This window comes from Burkholderiales bacterium (genome assembly GCA_036262035.1).
Classification (GTDB): Bacteria; Pseudomonadota; Gammaproteobacteria; order Burkholderiales; family SG8-41; genus JAQGMV01.
In genome coordinates this window covers 128,026-150,371 of sequence record DATAJS010000015.1, presented here as the reverse complement: position 1 = coordinate 150,371, position 22,346 = coordinate 128,026, and the positions used below count along the sequence as shown (strand labels likewise).

The window sequence follows — 22,346 nt, the reverse complement described above, 5'->3', positions numbered from 1 at the left end:
ATTCTAGCACCCGCACATCAATTTCACCCGTTAAAACAGGGCTTTTTGCCGTCGCAGCCGCTCCGTCCCTCGGCGGCCTATCTGACGACCAGCGTTGCCTTCATCGTCGGGTGATAGGTGCACACGTAGGCGAACGTGCCCTTCTTCTTCGCGACGAGCTTCCACGACTTCCCGGCGGCGATCTCGCCGGAGTCGAAGCTCTTGTCCTGCGCCGTGGCGGTGTGGGGAAACGGGTCTTTGTTCGTCCACACCACGGTGTCGCCGGCGTTGACGGTGAGCGAGGGCGGCTGGAACCCGACCGCCTCCATGATCACCGTGTGAGTGGCGGCGCGCTGCGCGCCGGCGGCGAGGCCGGCCGCGAGCGCCACGGCGGCCGCCGCGACGCCGATGACATGGCGGGTGCGCACGATCACTTCTTCAGCGACGCCTGCAGGTGCTTGGCGTGCTCGAGGTGCGCGACGAACGCCGGGCGCACTTTCACGAGCAGTGCCTTGAGCTCCGCGTTCGAAGCGCTCGGGATGAGGGTCTTGTCGAGCGCGTCGAGCACCGCCTGGTGATACGCGACCTCGTTGTCGACGTACGCCTTGTCGAACTCGGCGCCTTTCAGGCCCTGCAGCTTCTTGAGGCTGGCGTCGCCGCCGGCCTTCAGCGATTTGCTCGTGTCGTTCTCCTCGGGCTTGACCTTGAGCTTGGTCACGAGCTCGGTCGCCTGCTTGTTGACGCCGGTGTGGTCGGTGACCATGCGCTTGGCGAATTCCTTCACTTCCTTGTTGGAAGAGCGCGATTCGGCGACCTTGCCGGCGTCGATGTCGACCTGGTTGGCGGTGACGACGATGGCGGCGATCTGCGGATCGGTGGGACCGCCCTGCGCGGCGTAAGCCGTGGGCACGGCGAGCGCGATGGCGGCGGCGAAGGCGATGCGTGTGACGTTCATGAGACCCTCCTTGAGATTGCGTGGTTGGTGTTACGGGTTGGCGGCGCGCAGGCGGTCGAGGACCGTCGCGACGATGCGATCGCAGCGCGCGCCGGCGAACGCGAAAGCGTCTCCGGTCGCGACGTCGATCTCGCGGGCGAGCGACTCGCGCAGCAGCGCACGCGCGCGGAACAGCCGCGTGCGCACCGTCGCCTCGGGGATGCCGAGGCATTCGGCTGTCTCCTCGACCGTCATCTCCTCCAGCTCGCGCATCATGAACACGGTGCGGAACGCGATCGGCAGCTCGCCGATCTTGCGCTCCAGCACCGCGCGCAGCTCGGCGCGCGAGGCGTGGTCTTCGGGTGAGGCTTCGATGCTGCGCTCCATGGACGCGTCCTCCTGCGGCGCGGGATCGAGCCGGCCGGGCGAGAAGGCGAGCACCTCGGCCTGCCGCTTCTTCTTCCGCAGCCTGCCGAGCGCTTCGTTGATGACGATGCGCGTGAGCCAGGTGGTGAGCTTCGACGCGCCGCGGAACGTCTTCATCTCGACGTAGGCGGTGACGTACGCTTCCTGCAGCGCATCCTCGGCTTCCGCGTCGTCGTCGAGGATCGAGCGCGCGGCCCGAAAGAGCTTGCGGTTGCACTGGCGCATGAGCAGCGTCATGGCCGTGGTATCTCCCGCGGCGATGCGGCGTGCGATCTCCAGGTCGTCGGACGCCGGCCCGGCGACTGTCAGCGTGTTCGTGTTCATTGCGGCCGATTAGATGTCGCGGCTGAACCGCGCGTTCCCGCTTTTCAGGCGCAAAAAAAACCGCGGCAGAGCCGCGGTTCTTGCACGCGAAGAACGCGCGATCAGATGTGCTAGCGGCGCGCGGCGGTCGTGTGCGTGGTCGAATGCAGCGTGGCGGGCGCTTCCCCGTTGTCCACGGCCACGCCGTGCTCGTAGACCATCTTGCCGCCGAGCCATCCCGACACCGCGAGCAAGGCCACGGCGATCACCGAGAGCGTCAGCGCGAGGCCGATGTTCTCGGGGTTGGTCGAGCGCACGAACACGTTGACCACGTAGAGCGCGACGACCGTGAGGTTGATCGTCATGTGGATGATCGCGATGCGCTTCGGACCCGCGGGCAGCGCGATCATGTCGATGAGCCCGGGAATCGCCGCCGCGAGGGCGCCGATGATGCCGCCGACCATCGTGTAGAAAGCCACCGTCTGCCACTCGGCGGCGCCGCCGCCGAAGCGGAAGATCAGGTCGCAGACGAGCGAGAACAGCCACAGGCCGATGGGGATCGGCACGAGCATGGGGTGTATCGGGTGTTTCGCGATGCTGGCTGGGGTACGCATAAAAGGTCACCTCCTGCCAGGCTGTATGAAAAAACCGTGCCCCGCGTGGTGCGTCAAGACCCCCGCCGGTCGATCGCGGCATTTGCGATGTCCCCGAAGCCCATCTATAATCGAGAATGATTCTTATTCTCCGATTCGTGCCGGAGAACGGATCGCCGCCAGCCAGGGCCCCTCCCAGCCAGCCTATGCAAACAACCAACAACAGGGAGATGCACTGGTATGACTCGAAACCGCCGCCGCGGCGCGCCCGCGGCCACGCCTTTCACGGCGCTGCGCAAACGCTTCAACCCCGCCGCGATGGGTCTCGCCTCGCTTTCGATCTTCGGCGCCGAAGGCGGGGCCCACGCCGCGCAGCCGGCCGCGCCTGAGCAGACGCTGCCGGAAGTCCGGGTGCAGGACAGCCAGAACAAGAGCTTCCGCACCGACACCACCCGCGCCGGCACGCGCACCGACACACCGCTGCGCGACATCCCGCAGTTCATCAACACCGTGCCGCAGACGCTGATCCGCTCGCAGAACGCGACGAGCCTCACCGACGCGCTGCGCAACGTGCCGGGCATCTCCTACGGCGCGGCCGAAGGCGGCACGCAGGCGAACCAGGTGTTCTTTCTCCGCGGCTTTCCGCTCAATGCCGACATCTTCGTCGACGGCGTGCGCGATCTCGGCGAATACAACCGCGACCTGTTCGCGACCGAGTCGATCGAGGTGCTCAAGGGCTCCTCGGCGCTGATGTTCGGGCGCGGCTCGCCGGGCGGCCTCATCAACCAGACCACCAAGGTCGCCGACCGCCTCGAACGCCGCGAAGTCGCGCTGACGGTCGGCTCGTTCGATCAGAAGCGCGCGACCTTCGACCTGAACCTGCGCACCGGCTCCGACAGCGCGCTGCGCCTCATCGGCCTGGGCGAGAAAGGCGGCAACTTCCGCTATCCGCAGGACACCGAGCGCTACGGCTTCGCGCCGAGCTTCTGGATGAATCTCGGCAAAGCGACCGACATGACGCTCTCGTACTACTACCTCAAGAGCAAGGAAGTCACCGACTACGGTCAGCCGACGCGCTTCGCAGGCGGGGCATTCCTGGGCTTTCCCCAGGTCTCCGCCAAGAACTACTACGGTTACGCCAACCACGATTTCGCCGATTACGAGACGCACATCGCGACGTTCAGGCTCGAGCACCAGTTCAGCGAAGCGCTGAGCCTGCGCAACACGCTGCGCTGGGCGAGCTACCAGCGCGAGTCCGAATCGACCATCTCCACGCTGCGCGGCACCGACGCCAACGGCGCGGCGGTCACCGCGAGCACGCCGCTGTCGCTGCTCGTCGTGACGCGCAACCACGACAGCGGCCGCACGCGCGACAACGACGACACCGCGCTCATCAACCAGACCGAGCTCACGTGGAAAGTGTCCACCGGCTCGGTGAAGCACACCGTGCTCGCCGGACTGGAGCTCGCGCGGGAGCGCCTCGACCGCACCAACTACATCCTCGACGCCGACCCGGCGACCGCGGGCACGCAGGCGCCCACCTCGACCACGTCGTTCCTCAACCCGGATCCCTCGACGCGTCTGTCGTATTCCAAGACGCCCAACCTCAACGCGCTCGCGGACGGCGACACCGCGGCCGTGTACGTGCAGGACCAGATCGAGCTCACGCCCCACTGGAAGGCGCTCGTCGGCCTGCGCTACGAGCACTTCAAGGCCGACGCGCGCACCGTCCAGCTCAGCGCGGTGAGCGGCGCTGCGACGGGACCGTTCGGGCGAACCGACAACATGCTGAGCGGGCGCGCCGGGATCATCTGGCAGCCGACCACGACGCAGTCGTATTACGTCTCGTACGGCAACTCGTACAGCCCGTCCGGCGAGCTCGGCGTGTACGGCGGGACGGGGACCAACCTCAGCGCGGCGAACCAGGCCCTGGATCCTGAGAAGAACCAGAACTACGAGATCGGCGCGCAGTGGGACGTGCTGCGTGGCCTGCAACTGCGCAGCGCGATCTTCCGCAACGAGAAGATCAACGCACGCATGGCCGACGCGACCGGCACGACCATCCTCGCCGGCAAGCGCCGCGTCGACGGCATCGAGTTCGAAGCGACCGGTTCGATCACGCCGAACTGGGATATCTACAGCGGCATCGCGTTCATGGACGGCGAGATCGTCACCGGTCCGGCGGCGGTCCAGGGCAACAAGCCGCTCGGTGTGGCCGACGTCGCCGGCAACGTCTGGTCGGTTTACCGGCTCGGCGGCGGCTGGGAAGTGGGAGGCGGCGTGCGCATGCAGAAAGGCACCTATGTCACCGACGCGAATCAGGCCGGGTCCGCCATACCGACGTTTTTCGTGTGGGACGCGACGCTCGCCTACGTGCAGAAGAAGTACGAGGTGCGGCTCAACGTCTACAATCTCGGCGACAAGATCTATTACATCGGCGGCTACGCCAACAACCCGAACCGCGTGCTGCCCGGACAGCCGCGCGCCGCCTCCGTGACGGTGCGCTATAACTTCTGAGTCAGGGACCGTGTTACTCCAGATTCCTCAGGTGCTCACGCAGGAACAGGTCGCACGCATCCGCGCGCGCATCGACGCCGTGCAATGGGTGGACGGCAACGTCACGTCCGGCCACCAGTCGGCGCGCGCGAAATACAACGAGCAGCTTCCCGAGGAATCCGCGGTCGCGCGCGAAGCCGGCGAGGAGATCGCGGCAGCGCTGGGCCGCAGCCCCCTGTTCTTCTCGGCCGCGCTGCCGCGCCAGGTCTATCCGCCGCTCTTCAATCGCTACACGGGCGACATGAATTTCGGCAATCACGTCGACAGCGCGATACGCGTGCACGGGCCGACCGGGCGCCGCATACGCACCGACATCTCGGCGACGCTGTTCCTGACCGCGCCTGAGGATTACGACGGCGGCGAGCTGCTCGTGGAAGACACGTACGGCGTGCACTCGGTCAAGCTGCCCGCCGGCGACATGGTGATCTATCCGGCCACCAGCCTGCACCGCGTGACGCCCGTCACGCGCGGGGCGCGCGTCTCGTCGTTCTTCTGGATCGAAAGCATGATCCGCGACGATGCGCGGCGTGCGCTGCTCTTCGACATGGACATGGCGCTGGTGCGGCTGAACCAGCAGGTCCCCGACCACCCGTCGCTCGTCTCGCTGACGGGCGTTTATCACAACCTGCTGCGGATGTGGGCCGACGCTTGAGGTGTCCCTCCGCACGCGCCCTCAAGGAGCATCGAGCATGTCGCGTTACACCGGCCCGCGGCTGAAGATCGTCCGCGCTCTCGGCACCGAGCTGCCCGGCCTCACCACCCGCACGCGCGACAAGCGCGATCACCCGCCGCAGCGGGCGCGCATGACGCGCACGCCGTCGCCCGACGAAGTGCCTTTTCCCGTCGAAGTGCAACAGGTCGTCGGGTATTACGCTACCCGCATGTAGGTGACCCATGCAGCATGAACGAAGAGCGTCCATGGACTACGCCGCCGAGCCCGATTTCGCGATCGCGGCGCTGATGCACATGCTGGTCCGCTATCCGATGACCTGGTGCGATCCGCTCGCCGACTCGATCGAGGCGCACTTCGAGTTCATCGCGGGCAGCGAGCGATACTCCGGCCCGTTGCGCACCGCCGCCGCGCGTGCGGGCTCCGAATGGAAAGCGATGCGCACCATGCAGCGTGCGATCAGCCGGCAGAGCAAGCGCTGCGACTGAAGCAGGGCGGAGCTGTCAGCGCGCCGCCGTCGCGGCGGTTCCGGGCTCCCTCACCAGCCAGTCGTCGAGCAGCGGCCTGCGCACGAGGGCGAGATCCCGCAGCTTGCGCTCGCCGCTCGCGATCACGGTGCCGCGCTCGTCGGCAAGGGAGAACGTGAGGTGGATGCGCGGAGGATAGACGTCGCGCACGATACGCGCGACGCCGAATCGTCGCGATAGCAGGCGCCGACGTCCCTGAACTTCTCGGGTTGAACGAAGATCGCCTCTTTCACGCGACGTCCCGCGGATCGGCGGCGCGCTTGCGCCCGTGGATCATCGAAGCGGCGAGGTTCTCGCGATGCGCGAGCGACGTCGCGACGACGCCGAGCACGTGCAGCGCCACGAGCACGAGCAGGGACTTCGCGAGAACGTCGTGGGTCTCTCCGACCCAGGCGACACCCCAGAACGCGTCGGTGGTGTAGAGCCACCCGCTCGACGTCACGAGCACCACGTTCGCGACCAGGGCAACGATCATCCACCCACCCAGCGGATTGTGCCCCAGATGGCGGGGGGCACGCCCGCGCAGCGCCGCCGCGGCATACGCCCAGACGCTCGTCGGCTTGCGGACGAACGCGCCGAAGCGCGCAAAGCGCGGACCGGCGAAACCCCAGACGATCCGCAATAACACGACAGCGAGCGTCGCGTAGCCGATCCATTCGTGCCACCGTCCCCAGCCTTCGCGGGTGAACCAGGCGGCGGCGACGCTCGCGACGAGCGTCCAATGCAGCACGCGCACGAACGGATCCCACACGCGCATCGTGGCACGCCGCATCGCGGCGAGGGTCAGCGCTTGGTCGTGGGCACGGGAGCGAGCGTCACCGGGTGGAAATAGGCTTCGACCCGCTCGCCCTTGTCGTTGATGCCGTACACCTCGTAGCAGCCGCCGTCGACCTTGATGCGGCGTACCTGCCACTTCTGAGCGACGAGTTGCTTCTCGAGCTTGCCCTGCGGCTGCCAGCCTTCGCGCGGACCGGAGTCGCACGTGGCGAGCCCGGTGGCGAACGCGGGAACCGAGACGAATGCGAATGCAGAGACGAGAGCGTTGATCGTGTTTTTCATGGAGCTTCCTTTCGGGAGAGTGCGGGCGGATGGCGCCGCGGCGAGTAAACGTCTGCTATGCCTTGACACCGTCGGTGCGCGCGACGCGCACCCACGCGTACACGACGCAGATCAGGATCAGGACGAAAGCCTGGGCGGCGAGCGACTGCGTCGTCGGATACAGCCCGAGCGCCGGGAAACTGAACGTGCCCAGCGGGCTGGCCGGCACCATGCCGGCTTCCTGCAGCGCTTTGACGCCGTGTCCGGTGAACGCGAACGCGAGGACCGCCATCAGCGCCGAGCAGGCGCTGAAGAACAGGCCCACGGGGAGACGCACGCCGTAACGCAGGATGAGCCACGCGAGGAAGCCCAGCGTGGCGGCGCCGCCGGCGGCGCCGCCCAGAATCGCCGTCTGTGCGCCTTCTCCCGCCTGCTGCCACAGCGCCTGGTAGAAGAGCACCGTCTCGAACGCTTCGCGATAAACCGCGAGAAACGACAGCCCCGCCAGCGTCCACAGCGTGCCCTTCTGCAGCGCGTCCTTCAGGTAGCGTTCGATGAAACGCTTCCACCCTTGCGCGTGGCTCTTGTCGTGCAGCCAGAATCCCGCGTACAGCAGGATCGCGGCGGCGGCGAGCGCCGTGAATCCTTCGGTGAGCTCGCGCGTCGCGCCGCTGATTTCGATGAGCGTCGCCGCCACGAACCACGTGACGGCGCCGAGCGCGAGCGCGCCGACCCAGCCGGCATGGATCCACGGCAGCGCTTCGCGCCGGCCCGACTTGATCAGGAACGCGATGATCGCGGCGACGACGAGCAGCGCTTCGAGGCCTTCGCGGACGAGGATGAAGAACGCGCTGACCGCTGCCGTGGACGGCGACAGGCCCGAGCCGCCGAGCTTGTCGGCGCTCGCGGCGAGCAGGCCGTCGATACGATCGGCCAGATGGGCTGCCTGGTCGGCGGGGACCGCGCGGCGTAGCGCGTCGCGGTAAGCGATCATCTGCGCTTCGACTTCCTGCCGCAGGTTGCGATCGACCGCATCGAGGCTCGCCTCGGCGAGCTCGAAGCCTTCGAGATAGGCGTTGAGCGCGAGGCGCTGCGCCTCGTCGCGGCGTCCGACCTTGTACGCGGCGACGCTCTCGCGCAGCGTGCGGCGGGCGAAGTCGACCGGCGCTTCGCGTCCTTCCGCCAGCGCTTCCGGATGAGCGGTGAGCCATGCGAAGACCGCTGCCGCGTCCGGCCCCTTGTCCTTCGCGATCTCGGACGGGGTAGCGGTCGCCACGACGCGCATCGAGCCGAGCTCTTTACCCTTTCCTGCGGACCACAGCTCGCGCCCGCGCGACGCGAGCGCAGGATCGGCGCCCAGCGCTGCAACGTGAAACGCGAGCGCCCAGCGTTCGTCGTCGCTCAGCGAGCCGAACGCCGGCATCGACGTCCCGGCGACGCCGAGCGAGATCGTGTTGTATAAACCGTAGACGCTGCGCTGGACCATGCGATCGCGATCGTGGAAGTTCGCAGGCGCCGGATCGAGGCCCTTGCTCGCCGGCCCGTCGCCGCGTCCCTCGGCGCCGTGACACGACGCGCAGCTCGCGGCATACAGCGCGGCGCCGCGCTTCATGTCCGGAATACCGCGCGGCACCACCGCGATGCGATACGCGTCGATCGCCTGCCGCCGCAGCTCGCCTGCGAGCGCCGCGACCTTCGCGCCGTCGTCCTTCGCGTCGATCGCGCGCTTGAGCGCCGACGCGCGCTCGAGCAGCTGCGCCCGCTGCGGCGCCTGGGGCTGCTTGCCGATGAGATCGAGCACCTGCGCCGCGAATTCCTGCTGCTCCTGATATTCGGAGGCGTCGAGCACCTTGCGGTCCTTGACGAATTGCGGATAGTCGACGCCGATGTAATCCAGCAGGTGCACGATCGTCTGCGGCGACGTATCGGCATACGCCGCCGTCGCGACGGCGAAGAGGACGATCGCGATGAAGCGCATGAAGCTCACTTCGCGTCGGGCTCCGTCACGAAACCGATCTTGACGAGCCCGGCCTTGGCGGCGGCCGACATGACTTGCGCGACGCGCTGGTATTCGGTGGTGCGGTCGGCGCGCAGGTGCACTTCGGGCTGCGGATCGAGCTTGGCCGCCGCAGCCATGCGCGGCGCGAGCGCTGCCCTGTCGACGAGCTCGCCGTTCCAGTAAATCTCGCCGTTCGCCTTGATGCCGAGCTGGATGTTGTCGGGCCTGGTCAGATTCGGAGCGCTCGAAGCCTTGGGCAGCTCGATCTTCACCGCGTGCGTGAGCAAGGGCGCGGTGATGATGAAGATGACGAGCAGCACCAGCATCACGTCGATGAGCGGGATCATGTTGATCTCCGCCATCGGCGCGCTGTCGCCCGATTTGTCGAACCCGCCGAAAGCCATCAGACCGCTCCGCGCGGCGCGGTGCCGCCGCGCAGCGGCGTCACGCCCGCGGCCTCGTTCACGTGCGAGCCGGTCGTGAGGAACGCGAACAGATCGTGAGCGAACGAATCGAGGCGCGCGAGCACCATGCGGTTGCGCCGCACCGAGAAGTTGTACGCCAGCACCGCGGGAATCGCGACGGCGAGGCCGAGCGCGGTCATGATGAGCGCTTCACCCACCGGGCCGGCGACCTTGTCGAGCGTGCCCTGTCCGGTCATGCCGATCGCGACCAGCGCGTGATACACGCCCCACACCGTTCCGAACAGCCCGATGAAAGGCGCGGTGCTGCCGATCGACGCGAGCACCGTCAGTCCGTTCTCGAAACGCGAGGTCTCCTCGTCGATCACGCGGCGCATCGAGCGCGTGAGGAACTCGGCGCTGCCGCCCGATTCGTTGAGCTTGTTCGCGCCGTGGCGCTCGTGATGGCGTGCGGCGACGATCGCGTGATACGCGAGGTGCGAGAACGGCTCGTCGGGATGGTGCTCTTCGAGGTGCGTCGCGACCGCGTGGAGCGAAGGCGCGTTCCAGAACGTTTCGAGGAAGCGCCGCGTGCGCTGCCGCATGAGCAGCCACGCCCACGCCTTGGTGACGATGAGATACCACGTCGTCACCGACATGAACAGCATCGCGACGAGCAGCGTCTTGCTCACGCCGTCCGCCTGCGCCAGAAAATGGGCGAAGCCCATGCCTTGCTGTGGATCCACGGTCTAACTCCTCAAGCTGAAAGAAATCGGGACGAGCACCCACGCGGACACCGGCGAGCTGCCGCGGCGCGCCGGCATGAACTTCCACTGGCGCACCGTTTCCAGCGCGACCGCATCGAGCCGGCTGAAGCCGCTCGAAGTCTTCACCTGCACTTCGTCGGGCAGCCCTTGCTCGGTCACGTGCACGCGCAGGATAACCTTGCCTTCCTCACCCATGCGGCGCGACACCGGCGGATACGCCGGCGAAGGATTGTTGAGGTAAGCCGCGTTGAAGCTCGGCGGCGTCACCGGCTCCGGCTTCGGGGCCGGGGGTGCGGGCGGCGCGACCGCGACCGGAGCGGGCGGAGGCGGCGGCGCCTCGATCGGCGGAAGCGGAACGGGCACCGGCGCGGGCGCGGCCTGCACCACGGGCGCTTCGGGCGGGGCTGTGAGGACCGGCGGCGGAGGGGCGACCGTGCGCGGCTTCGGTTGCACGCGCGGTTTGCTCGGCAGGGGCTTCGGCGGCTTTTCGGGCGCCGGCGGCGGCGGCTTGATCTCGAGGAGATCGACCATGATGGTCGTCGAGCGCAGCGCCTTGCGCACCGGCTCGAGCTGCCACAGCGCCGCGAGCACGACGATGTGCAGTGCTACGACCACGGCGGCGCCGCCGAAGCGGGTACCGCGGGTTGCTGCTGCGTAATACGAGTGAGCCTGCGCCATGCGTTCCGTGCGAGCCGACGTGACTGAGTCCGGCCGGCTCGACCGCGGGCCAAGCCGGCTTGGCGATGATGCGGCAGGCATTGAGGCGTCTATGCGGTGAGTATCAACTTGCCGTTCTGCGTGATCCGCAGGTGGTACTCGCGGCCGTCGTGAACGATGATGAGCTCGGGCTTGTTGTGCAGCAGCTCCGCGCTGGTCACACGATCCGGCCCGCTGCACCGGCGCTCAGGCTGTTCGCCGTTTTCCATTGTTTTTTCCACGACGCTCTTTTGGGTGCACGCAAATGAGAACGATTCGCATTCTATGGCTAAGGATTAGGTTTTGTAAATAGCGCGGCGATCGTCCACGGCAGGGTTAATGAGAAACACGTCAATTCTCATTGCGGGAATGTTCTAGACTGTCCGGCTGTTCTCGCGTGGGACGTGGCGCGTCGGTATGCGCCCGTCCTGAAAGCCAGCCACCTGAACGGCGAGTGACCGTCCGCAGGACCTCACCGCGCCATCGGCAGCCAGCCAGCATGCATAACGAACAAACCCTGGACTGCTACCGATGGCTCATAAGAATTCAGAAAAGCTCTGTCACGCCCCTACGTCGAGCGCTCGGCCTGCCAAGGCCACCCCTGCCCGGAGCGTGATGGCGACGGCCGTCGCCGCGGCGCTGGCCGCGACGTTCAATCTGCCGGCGCACGCGCAGCAATCCACCGAACAGGACACGACGCTCCCCGAGATCAAGGTCCAGGACGCGCAGGATAACTTTCGCACCGACAGCACGCGCAGCGCGACGCGGACCGAGACCCCGTTGCGCGACATTCCGCAGTTCATCAATACGGTGCCGCAGGCGCTCATCCGCTCGCAGAACGCGTCCACGCTGCAGGAAGCGCTGCGCAACGTCCCCGGTATTTCCTACGCCGCCCCCGAAGGCGGCACGCAGGTCAACCAGGTGTTCTTCCTGCGGGGATTCCCGATCTTCGACAACCTCTTCGTCGACGGGGTGCGCGATCTGGGCGAGTACAACCGCGACCTGTTCGCGACCGAATCGGTGGAAGTGCTGAAGGGGCCGTCGGCCCTCATGTTCGGCCGCGGCAATCCGGGCGGGGTCATCAACCAGACCTCAAAGGTTGCCGACCGGCTGGAGCGCCGGGAAGTTTCGGCCACTGTCGGGTCGTTCAACCAGAAGCGCGCGACCGCGGACCTCAACCTGCGCACCGGCGATTCGAGCGCGGTGCGTCTGATCGCGCTGGCCGAGGATTCGGGCAGCTACCGCTACCCGCAGGGCGTGGAGAAATACGGCTTCGCACCGAGCCTGTGGGCCAATCTGGGCAAGGCGACCGATCTCACTCTGTCCTGGTACTACCTCAAGGAGCACAGCGTCACCGACTACGGCCAGCCGACCCTCTTCGTCAACCAGGGCAAGGGCCGGTTCCTGGGCTTTTCCAACGTCTCGCCCAAGACGTACTACGGTTTCGCCAACAACGACTTCTCGGACTACGAGACGAACATCGCCACGGCGAAGGTCGAGCACCAGTTCAACGACAAGCTCAGCCTGCGCAACGTGTTCCGCTGGGCGACCTACAAGCGCCGCAGCGAGGCGTCCATCAGCGAAGGCATCCGTCCGCTCGACGCGAACGGCGCTCCCGTCACCGCCTCGACACCGCTCAGCCTGATCCAGGTCACGCGCAACCACGACACCAACCGCAGCCGCGACAACGCCGACGATGCCGTGATCAACCAGACCGAGCTCACCTGGAAAGCGGTGACCGGCACGATCAAGCACACCGTGCTCGGCGGGCTCGAACTCGGACGCGAGCGCCTCAACCGCCACAACAATCAGCTCGACGCGAACCCTGCGCTCGCCGGCGTGCAGGCGCCGTCGATGATCTCGCCGATCCTCGCACCCGATCCCTACGATGCGCTGAGCTACGGCAAGCAGCAGAACCAGCAGGCGATCGCCCGGGGTGAAACGGTCGCGGTGTACGCGCAGGACCAGATCGAATTCAGCGAGCACTGGAAGGCGCTGGTCGGGCTGCGCTGGGAACGCTACAAGTCGACCGCGCAGACGATCGGGGTCGCGTCCGGCGTCGCCTCCGCCGGCCCGTTCGGTCGCACCGACAACATGCTGAGCGGCCGCGCCGGGCTCGTCTGGCAACCGACGAGGATGCAGTCGTACTACGTGTCGTGGGGCAATTCGTACAACCCTTCAGGGCAGCTCAACGTCGGCGACAGCGCGTTCGCCGGCGCGGGCGGCACCACCGCGCAGACCAACCTCAATGCCATCAACCAGAACCTGGGGCCGGAGAAAAATCAGAATTACGAAGCCGGCGCGCAATGGGACGTCGGCGGCTTGCAGGTGCGTTCGGCGGTGTTCCGCAACGAGAAAACGAATGCCCGGCAACTCGACTCGACCGGCACGACGACGGTGCTCGGCGGCGAGCGGCGCGTGGACGGGATCGAGTTCGAAGCGAGCGGCTCGATCACCCGGAACTGGGACTTGTACAGCGGGATCGCGTTCATGCGCGGCAAGATCATCAGGTCCTCGCCGTTCGGCGCTCTCAACACCTTCGACCCCGTCACGTTCGCGACCACCCCCGCGCCGGCCGGGAGCATCACCGACGTCACCGCGTTCTGCGCGCGAGCCGACACCACGTGCGTCAACGTCAACGGCAACACGCCGGCGATGGTGCCCAGGGTTGCCGGGAGTATCTGGACCGTCTACCGCCTCGGCGGGGGCGTGGAAGTCGGCGGCGGCGCCCGCGGCCAGGAAGGCGCGTGGCTGACCGACCGCAACGATCCGGGCACGAAGATACCCGCCTACGTGGTATTCGATGCCACGGCGGCTTACGTGCAGAAGAATTACGAGGTGCGGCTCAACGTCTACAACGTGCTGGACAAGTTCTACTACGTCGGCGGCTACAACAACCGGCCCGACCGCGTGCTGCCGGGCCAGCCGCGGGCGGCCAGCCTCACGGTTCGCTACAACTTCAACTGAACGCTGGGGTCAGACCCCGGCTTCTTTGGGGTCAGACCCCGGCTTCTTTGGGGTCTGACCCCGGTTTGCTCTTGGGGCTAAATCGCCTTCAGTTCCTTGGCCGCGATCGTGTACTGGAACTGATCCGGCTCCAGCGGATCGAGCCGGCCCTTCGCGGTCTGTCCGTCGGGGTACATGAAGTAAGGCACCTTCCATCCGCCCGACGAGCCGGGCAGCGTGAGGTCGTGCGCGCGGTTGTACGCGAGCCAGTTCATCTCCCAGTAGCCGAAGAGCTTCTTGCGCGCTTCCTGCACCTTCGGATCCGACAGCGGCCGGTTGCCGGGCGGCTCTTCGAGCGCCACCTTGCGCACGTCGGCGGGATCGACCGGCACCCAGCCGAACTGCTGCGACCAGAACTCGGCGCGGCAGTGCTGCGCGCGGGTGACGCTCTCGGTGTTCGCGCCCATGCTCAGGAAGCCGTGGTTCGACTTGGCTACCCGAATCCCGTAGATGTCGCGCGCCGGCACGCCGGAAGCGCGCGACAGCCCGACGAACAGCGCGTTGAGGTCGCCGCACTTGCCGCCGAGGTTGCCGGTCTCGAGCATGCCCTTGATGTCGCCCCAACCGCAGCCGCGCACCTTGGGGTCGCGGAAGGTGTTCTCGACGATCCACTCGTAGATGGCGCGCGCCTTGTCGATGTCGGTGCGCTGTCCCTTGGTGATCTCCATCGCCTTGTCCTTGACGATGCCGTCGGTCGGAATCAGCTCGGTCGGCTGCAGCGCGAGCCTGAGCTCCGCCGGGTCCTCCTTCGGGGCGACACGCGGCGGCTTCGACAGGTCGACGTAGCGGTCGCGGGCGGCGAAGCGGCTGGTGAGGCGCAGCACCGGGTTCTGGGCGGAAGCCGGGAAGCTGCCGGCGACGATGCCGGTGCCGTACTTCTGCTCGTGAACGTAGGTCGCGGTGCCGCTCTCGGCGGCGAAGTCGTTGCCGAGGTTCTTGAAATAATCGGTGTCGCGGGTGAGCGGTGTGGGCAGCCAGACGCGGGTGACGCCGTCGGCGTCGAGCACCTGGACGCGGGTCACGACTTCGAAGGCGCGCCACGGCGCGGTTTCGGATTGGGCGGCGGCAATGCGGGACACGCCCGCTGCGGCGACGGCGGCCGAGCCGGCCTTGAGAAAGGCTCTACGGTCCATGTGTAGGCTCCAGTAGTTGTATTGATGGATGCAGGCCCGCCAGGCGAGGCGCCGACGCGGTTCGGGGCCGCGGGCCAGCGCGCGTAACTTAGCAGAATCGGCGTCTGAGGGCGACCGCGGGAAAGAACGGGCACCGCGCTTGCATCGCAAACGGCGCCACTCCACGTGGCGGACAGGGGCCTTGCTTCCTCCTCCTTGTAAGGCTCCAACTTCTCGACCCAAGCGCTACGCGCTTGGGTCTCTTTTTTTAAACGCCAAGGAGGCAAACCTAAGGTTTCCCTCCTTGAACCTCCCTTGCGCGTCTACCGACAGATCGGCTCTTTGGAGTCCGACAAAGTAAAAAAGGGAAACCTCGCGGTTTCCCTTTTCGTTTCGATCCCGGCGAGGCCGGGCTGCGATCAGTGATAGGTCTTGCGTGCGCGCTTCGCGTCGTCGGGATTGGTGTAACGGCGCTTGTACTGGAGCGACGCGCCCCACGCGTCGACTGCAGCCTCGTTACGCTCGGTGATGAATCGAACCACGCGGCCGAAGACGCGGGCCGCAACGCCGATGATGCTGGACATCGTTATGCTCCCCTGCTCACAGAACACGATGGAAAGATAACGAAGGAACTAGGCCGCGCCGGAGGCACTGCGTCACGCTTGCGCCATGGCGCAGCGCAAACGACACGCGGGGTGTGACTTACTTAACGGTTTCGGCCTCGCGCGCTTTGACCGCGTCGGCATCGCGCAGCACGCGGCCGGTCTTCGGCTTGCGGCCCATGTTGGTGAACTGGTCCTCGGCGATGTCGCCGGGATCGAACTTGAAGCCTTTCTCGCCGCCGAGCCGATGCGCCGCCTGCGCGAACTGCGCGCGCTCCAGCGGCTGCTTGCGCGCCAGCGCGAGCACGATCTTGTTCGTCGTCCCCGGCACGTCGACGATGTAGAGGTCGTCGAAGACTTCCTGATAGGTGCGCACCATCGAATCGTAGAGCGGGTTCGACGCCCGCCCCCAGATGTTGCCGATCACGATGCCGGTCGGCTTCACGCTGCGCTTGACCGCGCGCAGGAACTCGATCGTCGTCAGATGCGGCGGCACGTTGCGCGTGCCGAACGCGTCGAGGAACACCACGTCGTAGGGCTCGCGCACCCCTTCCACGAACTTGCGGCCGTCGCCCACGTGCGCGTGGAGGTTCTCGTCCTCGCGAAAACCGAAGAACTGCCTGGCGACCGCGACCACGTCCGGGTCGATGTCGACGACGTCGATCGCCGCGTTCGGGTAGTAGTGGCGCAGGAACGTCGGCATCGTGCCGCCGCCGAGCCCCACAATCATGACCCGCCGCACGTCCTGCGCGAGCGCGAGGCCGGCGAACGCGACCTTGGTGTACGCGAAGCCGAGGAACGTCGGATCGCCGGGCTTGGCGATCGTCTGCCGCGCGCCGTGGCGCTCGAAGCGCAGCACACGGTAGCCGTCGTCGTCCTCGGTGACGATGATGTTGTTGTACGCCGAAGGCTTGTCGTAGATGACTTTGTCGGCGGCGGCGGCGAACGCCGCGACCGAGAACAGCACGAGCACCGCGAGCGCGCGACAGACAGCAGCCGTGAAGCGGGACGAAGACATGAGAGTTCCGGCAGGACGCATGAGCGGCGCATGATATCGCGAATCCCCGTGCGCGCAGGCGCGCCGGCCTCAATCTTGCGTACTCCGGGGGTTTTTCGAGCTCCGGACATCCCCGTTGAACTACACCCGTTCCGGTGTCGCAATCCTGCGACGCACGCTCGTCGCGTTGCTCGCACTGCTGCTCGCGACGGCACTCACCACGGCGCGCGCGGCCGACCCCGACAAAGCGGACGAGAAACCCGCCGCCGCCGAGAAGCCGGCCGCGCCGACGCCGATCCCTCTCGGCGAGCTGTCCGCCCAGGCCGAAGCGGTCACGCTCAACCTGCGGGAGATCACGACGCGCGCCGGCGCGAACCCGACGCTCGCGGTGATCGAGCGCGACCTGCCGGCGCTCACGCGCGAGATCGATCTTCGGCTGCGCGAGAACGCGCGCATCATCTCGCAGAAGCCTTCGCTCGAGCTGCTCCGCACGCTCTCGCGCAACTGGAGACGCAGCGACGCGATGCTCACGCAATGGAGCGCCGAGCTCGAGCGGCGCGTCGACGGGCTCGACCGCGACCTCTCCCGTCTCGACGAGCTCGAAGCGACGTGGAAGGAAACGCTCGCGGTCGCGCAGCGCGAGCAGGCGCCCTCGGAGCTCGTCAAGCGCGCCGAGAGCGTGCTCGGCGTGGTCGCGAAGGCGCGCAGCGCCGCCGAAAGCCAGCGCGCGCTCGCGCTGCGGCTGCAAAGCCGCGTCGCCGCGCAGGCGTTCCGCGTCAACGAAGCGATCGAGACCATCGCGCAGACGCAGGACGCCACGCTCGCGCGCGTCTTCCAGAAAGACAGTGCGCCGCTGTGGCAGCGCGATATCGCGGCCGCGCGCGATCGCATCGCGGCCGACAGCGAGGACTCGCGCGAGGCGCAATGGCTCGCGCTCGGGCTGTACCTGGAGCGCCACGGCGACCGCCTGCTCGCGCACGGTCTCGCGTTCGCGCTGCTCGCGGCCTTCCTCTACTGGGTGCGCCGGCGCATCGACGCATGGGCGCAAACCGAGCAGGGATTGCAGCGGCCGGCGCTCGTGTTCAGATGGCCGGTCGCGACCGCGCTGCTCGTCGCGTGCATCGTCGCGCGCTGGTTCTATCCCGAGGCGCCGCGGCTCCTCTGGGCTTTCGTCGGAGCGCTCGCGCTCGCGCCGGCGGTGATCGTCGTGCGGCGCCTGCTGGCGCCGTATCTCGTGGCGCTGCTGTACGCGCTGGTCGCCCTCTACCTGGTCGATCAGATCCGCGCGGTCACCGCGTCGATCGAGCTCGTGCCGCGCATCGTGTTCTTGGTCGAGACCGCGTGCGGCGCGGGCTTCCTCGCCTGGTACCTGCTGCGCATGCGACGGGATCCGTCACGCGCGCCGGCCGCGCCGAGGGCGAGAAAGCTCACGCTGCTCGCGATCGCCGCGGCGTGCGCGTTCTTCGTCGCGACCGCGCTCGCCAACGTGTTCGGTTACGTCGCGCTCGCGAACCTCGTCGGCAACGGCGCGCTGCGCAGCATGTACTTCGGTCTCGTCCTGTACGCGCTGGTCGAGATCGTCGACGCGCTGGTGATCATGGCGCTGCGCGTCAAGCCGCTGGAGCTCCTCGGCATGGTGAGGCGCCACGCCGAGCTGCTGCGCAGACGCACGCGCTTCGTGCTCAACGCGCTGGCGATCGTGCTGTGGACGCTGTTCACGCTCGAGCGACTCGCGATCCGCCAGAGGGTGGTCTCCACGGCGAAGGACATCCTCGAAGCCGATCTGAGCGTGGGCTCCATCAGCCTCTCGCTCGGCGACGTGCTCGCGTTCGTCGTCGCGGTATGGGCGTCGTTCCTCGTCTCGCGCCTCGTGCGTTTCGTGCTCGAGGAAGAGGTCTATCCGCACGCGAGGCTCAAGCGCGGCCTGCCCTACGCGATCTCGCAGACGGTGCACTACCTCATACTCGTCCTCGGCTTCTTCGTCGCGATGGCCGCGCTCGGCATCGATATGACGAAGTTCACCATCCTCGCCGGCGCGTTCACGGTCGGCGTGGGCTTCGGGCTGCAGAACATCTTCAACAACTTCGTCTCGGGGCTGATCCTGCTCTTCGAGCGGCCGGTGCAGGTCGGCGACGTGATCCAGATCGGCGATACGGCCGGCGCGGTCGAGCGCATCGGCATGCGCGCGAGCATCGTGCGCACCCCGAGCGGCTCGGAGATCATCGTTCCGAACAGCAAGCTCATCTCCGATCAGCTCGTGAACTGGACGTTCTCCGATCGCCAGCGCGGGCTCGAAGTCGGCGTGTCGGTGGTGCTCGGCAGCGATCCCAAGCGCGTGATCGAGGTCCTCGAGAGCGTCGCGACGGACCATCCCAAGCTCGTCAACCACCCGCCGCCCAAGGCGATCCTCACGCGCATGGGTCCCGACTGGATGGGCTTCGAGCTGCACGCCGCGACCGACCGCATCGAGAACTGGCTCGAGGTGAGGAGCGAGGTCGCGGTCGCGGTGCACGCCGCGCTCGGGCGGGCGGGGATCACCCTGCGCTGAAAGAAGTCATTGCGAGGCGCGCCTGCGACGAAGCAATCCCGAGGCGCTCGAACGTGCGTCAGATCTTGATGCGCGCGGTCTTCGCGATCGCTTCGACCATCGGCGCGTGACGCGCGAAGAACGCGAGCCGCGGCGCCATGTAGACCAGCGCGAACAGCTCGCCGCGGCTGACCGCGCCGTAACCCACGCCCGAGAGCTGGACGTTGTCGACCTTGCGGGTGAGCGCGTACTCGAACCTGAAGCCTTTGGTGCCGCCGAACGTCATCGGCTCGAGCTTGACGAGCTTGTACGTGGAGCCGTCGCGCGAGAGCATGCCTTCGAACAGCGCGGTGATCTGGTCCGGCTCCATGTTCGCGCGGAACTCGAAGCTCTTCTTCTCCGGCCCCGGGCCGCGATACGGCGCATGGATCGCTTCGCCGTCCTTCAGCCCCGAATAGACGAGGAGCTGGTCGACCGGCAGGCCTTCCATCGTCCACACCTGCGCCGGTCCGAGGTTGGGCGCGTTGATGTGGTTCCACGCGCCGGTGAGATGCACCGTGAGCCGCTCGCCCACGGTGTTGTCGCCGGACTCGATCTTGGATACCGAGACGCAGCCGGCCAGCAGGACGAGCACGGCGGCCGCAAACAGCTTTTTCATGTTTCCTCCAGGTAGCTCTTGATCATGGCGCCGTCGGGCGCGTTCGGCGCGAGCTCGAGATAGCGCTGGAAGCTCGCTTTCGCCTCCGGCGCCTGCTTGCGCGTGCGATGGACGAGGCCGAGCCCGCGATGGGTCTCGGGGGGCTCGCCGCCGATGCGAGCCGCCGCCTCGTAATCGGCGAGCGCCGCATCGAGGTCGCCGTCCTTCGCGCGCAGGCGGTAGATCTCGGCGCGTGCGTACACGTAATCGGCGCTCTTCGGCAGGCGCTCGATCATGCGCGACATGAGCGCGATGCCCTCCTCGTGCTGGCCGCGGCGGATCTCGTCGAGCAGCCACTCGCGCAGGTGCGGCTTGATCCTGTCGCGCCACGCCTCCTCGTGGGTGCTGCCGCCGGGCTGCCCCGCCGCCATCTGCGCGAGAGCTTCCTGGCGCTCGGCCGGCGCGGGGTGCGTGGCGAAGAGCGGGTTGTACGGATCGCCGCCGGGCCGCGCGTTCGTCTCGGCGATCAGGTTGCCCCACATCCGCGGCACCTCGGCGGTGTCGTAACCCGCCTTGCGCATCAGCGCGAGACCGATGCGGTCCGCCGCGCGCTCCTGGTCTCGGCCGTAGGCCATCGCGCTCGCGAGCACGCCGATCTGCGCGACCGCGCCGATGAGGCCGAAAGCGCCGAGGAACTGCGCGAACGCCACGCGCGCTTTCACGTCGCGCAGCCGTTCCAGCGTGTGGCGCTCGACGTAATGACCGATCTCGTGCCCGATCACCGCCGCGAGCTGCGCTTCGTTCTCCATGCGCAGCAGCAGGCCGGTCCAGATCTGCATCATGCCGTTGGGCGCCATGTTCGCGTTGAAGATCGGCGTCCTCACGATGTGCACGCGCACGTCCGGGCAATGATCGCCCGCGAGACGGCACGCGATGTCCTGCACGTACGCATGAAGCTGGGGATCGCGCACCGCGAACGGGCTGCGCCGAAGCTGCCGCTCCTCGCGGTCCATGATCGACCACAGCCCGCCTTCGTCGGTCGTGAGATCGGGACGCGTGAAGCGCGCGGGCGCGCTCCAGTCCTGCGCCCGCGCAATCGCAGGCGCGAGCAGCGCGCCGCACGCGGCGCAGCCGCCGGCGACGAAATCCCTGCGGTTCACTTCGCGGTCGGGAAGTTGGTGAGCAGCGCGTCGAGGGTCTCGGCGGCCTTCTCGGGCTCGCGCAAGCCGCCGTAGCCGCGCATCAGGTGGTTGAACCACACCACCCGGCCGGTCGAGAGATCGACGAGCGATGCATAGCCCTGCTGCATGCCCCCGGGCGCGATGCCGATGCCAATGAACGCCAGCGCGATGGTCGCCGCGATGCGCTCGGGGCTCGCATAGCTGTCGCGTATCCAGCTGAAGAGCGCGTACTGGGCGCCCGTCCTTTGGCCGATCTCGCGCACGGGATCGCCGAGCGACCAGTCGAGCTTGCCGTCCTTGGTGGGCAGCCGCAGGATGCCGGGCCCGAAATGGTGAGCCTGGATCGAACGCGCGATCGCGGCGTGCAGGGTGTTGATCTCGGCGAGGTCGTCCGCGTCTTTTTCGGAGAGGTCGACGCTGTCGACGCCGAGCCCGGTCTTCTTCTTCGACAGCGCGGCCTTGAAATAGCGGTTCGCCGCATCGGTCCAGTCCGCCTTGGGCTCCGCGATACCGCCTGCGCTCACCGAGAAGAGCTCGATGTCGGTCGGCATCACGACGATCTTGGCGTTTTTCGGCAGGAACTCGAACCCCGGCGCGAGGTTCCTGCTGTCTGCGGCGTGGGCGAGCGCGGTCGATAGGAAGACGACGAACAGCGCGCTCAGAACGAGCGCGCCATGCCGCATGAGCGGTCCGGCTGGACGCATGGAATTCCCCCTGAGTTCTTGATTCTCGGCACCGAAAAGAGCGGCGCCATTGTGGAACATTATAGCGGGCGGAATTTATTCCACACCCGTTAATTTTCCACTTTTAGCTTTGCAGTCCGTGGGTTAGACCGATCTCGCGTTACGCCTTCGAGACATATTCGCTGCCTTTGACGTAAAACCTGAGGAGCCGCCGCGCCCAGTGACCGGCGTAGTCGACGCCGATGCGCGGCCGTTTCACGATCGTGATCTTGCGGTGCGAGCTGGGGTCGGCGACGTAGAGATCGTCGCTCAGAAGATCGTGCCCGTTCTGCGCCTTGTCGATGTGCAGCGCGCGGCACAGCAGCCCCGGACCCTGGGTGCGGCCGTCGGCGTTCTTCACCGGCTCGAGCGCGCGCAGCAGCACCGCCGAAGCGATGCCTTCGCGCTGGGTCACGACGTTCATGCAGTGATACATCCCGTAGATGAGATATACGTAGGCATGACCCGGCGGGCCGAACATCACCTTCGTGCGCGGCGTGAGACCCTTCGAGGAGTGTGCGGCAAGGTCGTGCGGGCCGAGGTACGCCTCGGTCTCCACGATGCGCCCGACGCGCTCGATGCCGCCGTGCACGTGGACGAGATGTTTCCCGAGCAGGTCCTTTGCGACCTCGATGGTGTCCCTGTCGTAGAACGCGCGGGGAAGCTTCTTCAA

At 67.1% G+C, this 22,346-nt stretch carries 24 protein-coding genes and 1 pseudogene; 6 read left to right on the top strand and 19 right to left on the bottom strand.

Features of this window, described 5'->3' with window-relative positions; all coding sequences use genetic code 11:
* Window positions 1-77: 77 nt before the first annotated feature.
* The 4 genes from VHP37_19360 to VHP37_19345 all read right to left on the bottom strand — a co-directional run bounded on the left by VHP37_19360 (window position 78) and on the right by VHP37_19345 (window position 2,256).
* Complete coding sequence (locus VHP37_19360) at window positions 78-407, bottom strand: cupredoxin family copper-binding protein (GenBank protein HEX2828521.1); 330 nt, start codon at window positions 405-407, stop codon at window positions 78-80.
* Window positions 408-409: 2 nt separating this feature from the next.
* Complete coding sequence (locus tag VHP37_19355; protein HEX2828520.1) at window positions 410-934, bottom strand: DUF4142 domain-containing protein; 525 nt, start codon at window positions 932-934, stop codon at window positions 410-412.
* A 30-nt stretch (window positions 935-964) separates the two neighbouring features.
* Window positions 965-1,663 (bottom strand): RNA polymerase sigma factor, encoded by a 699-nt coding sequence (locus VHP37_19350; protein HEX2828519.1) that lies wholly within the window; start codon window positions 1,661-1,663, stop codon window positions 965-967.
* Window positions 1,664-1,773: 110 nt separating this feature from the next.
* On the bottom strand, window positions 1,774-2,256 hold the full coding sequence (locus VHP37_19345; GenBank protein ID HEX2828518.1) for a DUF2231 domain-containing protein: 483 nt from the start codon (window positions 2,254-2,256) through the stop codon (window positions 1,774-1,776).
* A gap of 219 nt (window positions 2,257-2,475) precedes the next feature.
* Here VHP37_19345 and VHP37_19340 point away from each other — a divergent pair, with 219 nt between their 5' ends.
* From VHP37_19340 to VHP37_19325, 4 genes are read left to right on the top strand one after another with little or no spacing between them, the layout of a single operon-like run.
* Window positions 2,476-4,752: a TonB-dependent siderophore receptor gene (locus VHP37_19340; protein ID HEX2828517.1), complete on the top strand. Its 2,277-nt coding sequence runs from the start codon at window positions 2,476-2,478 to the stop codon at window positions 4,750-4,752.
* A 10-nt stretch (window positions 4,753-4,762) separates the two neighbouring features.
* Entirely contained in the window at window positions 4,763-5,443 is a 681-nt protein-coding gene (locus tag VHP37_19335) for a Fe2+-dependent dioxygenase (GenBank protein ID HEX2828516.1), read from the top strand.
* A gap of 37 nt (window positions 5,444-5,480) precedes the next feature.
* Complete coding sequence (locus tag VHP37_19330) at window positions 5,481-5,678, top strand: hypothetical protein (protein ID HEX2828515.1); 198 nt, start codon at window positions 5,481-5,483, stop codon at window positions 5,676-5,678.
* A 31-nt stretch (window positions 5,679-5,709) separates the two neighbouring features.
* Complete coding sequence (locus tag VHP37_19325) at window positions 5,710-5,949, top strand: hypothetical protein (protein HEX2828514.1); 240 nt, start codon at window positions 5,710-5,712, stop codon at window positions 5,947-5,949.
* Window positions 5,950-5,964: 15 nt separating this feature from the next.
* Here VHP37_19325 and VHP37_19320 read toward each other — a convergent pair whose 3' ends face one another.
* The 8 genes and pseudogenes from VHP37_19320 to VHP37_19285 form a co-directional block, all read right to left on the bottom strand.
* Window positions 5,965-6,171 (bottom strand): DUF3016 domain-containing protein, encoded by a 207-nt coding sequence (locus tag VHP37_19320; GenBank protein HEX2828513.1) that lies wholly within the window; start codon window positions 6,169-6,171, stop codon window positions 5,965-5,967.
* Window positions 6,172-6,217: 46 nt separating this feature from the next.
* Window positions 6,218-6,745 carry a cytochrome b/b6 domain-containing protein gene (locus tag VHP37_19315; protein ID HEX2828512.1) on the bottom strand — a complete coding sequence of 176 codons (528 nt, stop codon included), beginning with the start codon at window positions 6,743-6,745 and terminating at the stop codon, window positions 6,218-6,220.
* A gap of 26 nt (window positions 6,746-6,771) precedes the next feature.
* Window positions 6,772-7,047 carry a PepSY domain-containing protein gene (locus tag VHP37_19310; GenBank protein HEX2828511.1) on the bottom strand — a complete coding sequence of 92 codons (276 nt, stop codon included), beginning with the start codon at window positions 7,045-7,047 and terminating at the stop codon, window positions 6,772-6,774.
* 55 nt (window positions 7,048-7,102) lie between these two features.
* Window positions 7,103-9,004 (bottom strand): cytochrome c/FTR1 family iron permease, encoded by a 1,902-nt coding sequence (locus tag VHP37_19305; GenBank protein HEX2828510.1) that lies wholly within the window; start codon window positions 9,002-9,004, stop codon window positions 7,103-7,105.
* A 5-nt stretch (window positions 9,005-9,009) separates the two neighbouring features.
* A complete protein-coding gene (locus VHP37_19300; GenBank protein HEX2828509.1) occupies window positions 9,010-9,429 on the bottom strand; it encodes a biopolymer transporter ExbD in 420 nt (139 codons plus the stop codon).
* A gap of 68 nt (window positions 9,430-9,497) precedes the next feature.
* Window positions 9,498-10,154: pseudogene (locus VHP37_19295) on the bottom strand (MotA/TolQ/ExbB proton channel family protein).
* 21 nt (window positions 10,155-10,175) lie between these two features.
* A complete protein-coding gene (locus VHP37_19290) occupies window positions 10,176-10,871 on the bottom strand; it encodes an energy transducer TonB (GenBank protein HEX2828508.1) in 696 nt (231 codons plus the stop codon).
* 89 nt (window positions 10,872-10,960) lie between these two features.
* Window positions 10,961-11,119, bottom strand: coding sequence for a hemin uptake protein HemP (locus tag VHP37_19285; GenBank protein ID HEX2828507.1), 159 nt, complete (start codon window positions 11,117-11,119; stop codon window positions 10,961-10,963).
* A 385-nt stretch (window positions 11,120-11,504) separates the two neighbouring features.
* Between VHP37_19285 and VHP37_19280 the strand changes: the two genes are divergently transcribed.
* Window positions 11,505-13,856, top strand: a complete 2,352-nt coding sequence (locus tag VHP37_19280) for a TonB-dependent siderophore receptor (GenBank protein HEX2828506.1) — start codon at window positions 11,505-11,507, stop codon at window positions 13,854-13,856.
* Between the two features lie 77 nt (window positions 13,857-13,933).
* Here the strand turns inward: VHP37_19280 and VHP37_19275 are convergent, their stop codons facing one another.
* The 3 genes from VHP37_19275 to VHP37_19265 form a co-directional block, all read right to left on the bottom strand.
* The gene (locus VHP37_19275) at window positions 13,934-15,028 is read right to left on the bottom strand and encodes a transglutaminase-like domain-containing protein (protein HEX2828505.1); all 1,095 of its coding nucleotides are present in this window, start codon (window positions 15,026-15,028) and stop codon (window positions 13,934-13,936) included.
* Between the two features lie 398 nt (window positions 15,029-15,426).
* A complete protein-coding gene (locus VHP37_19270; protein ID HEX2828504.1) occupies window positions 15,427-15,591 on the bottom strand; it encodes a hypothetical protein in 165 nt (54 codons plus the stop codon).
* Window positions 15,592-15,709: 118 nt separating this feature from the next.
* Complete coding sequence (locus VHP37_19265) at window positions 15,710-16,627, bottom strand: fused MFS/spermidine synthase (protein ID HEX2828503.1); 918 nt, start codon at window positions 16,625-16,627, stop codon at window positions 15,710-15,712.
* Between the two features lie 115 nt (window positions 16,628-16,742).
* Here VHP37_19265 and VHP37_19260 point away from each other — a divergent pair, with 115 nt between their 5' ends.
* Window positions 16,743-19,154, top strand: coding sequence for a mechanosensitive ion channel domain-containing protein (locus VHP37_19260; protein HEX2828502.1), 2,412 nt, complete (start codon window positions 16,743-16,745; stop codon window positions 19,152-19,154).
* A gap of 58 nt (window positions 19,155-19,212) precedes the next feature.
* Here the strand turns inward: VHP37_19260 and VHP37_19255 are convergent, their stop codons facing one another.
* The 4 genes from VHP37_19255 to VHP37_19240 form a co-directional block, all read right to left on the bottom strand.
* On the bottom strand, window positions 19,213-19,791 hold the full coding sequence (locus VHP37_19255) for a hypothetical protein (protein HEX2828501.1): 579 nt from the start codon (window positions 19,789-19,791) through the stop codon (window positions 19,213-19,215).
* The gene (locus VHP37_19250) at window positions 19,788-20,930 is read right to left on the bottom strand and encodes a M48 family metalloprotease (GenBank protein HEX2828500.1); all 1,143 of its coding nucleotides are present in this window, start codon (window positions 20,928-20,930) and stop codon (window positions 19,788-19,790) included. The genes VHP37_19255 and VHP37_19250 overlap by 4 nt, the downstream gene beginning before the upstream one ends.
* On the bottom strand, window positions 20,927-21,655 hold the full coding sequence (locus VHP37_19245) for a hypothetical protein (protein HEX2828499.1): 729 nt from the start codon (window positions 21,653-21,655) through the stop codon (window positions 20,927-20,929). The genes VHP37_19250 and VHP37_19245 overlap by 4 nt, the downstream gene beginning before the upstream one ends.
* 139 nt (window positions 21,656-21,794) lie before the next feature.
* Complete coding sequence (locus VHP37_19240; GenBank protein ID HEX2828498.1) at window positions 21,795-22,346, bottom strand: DNA-3-methyladenine glycosylase; 552 nt, start codon at window positions 22,344-22,346, stop codon at window positions 21,795-21,797.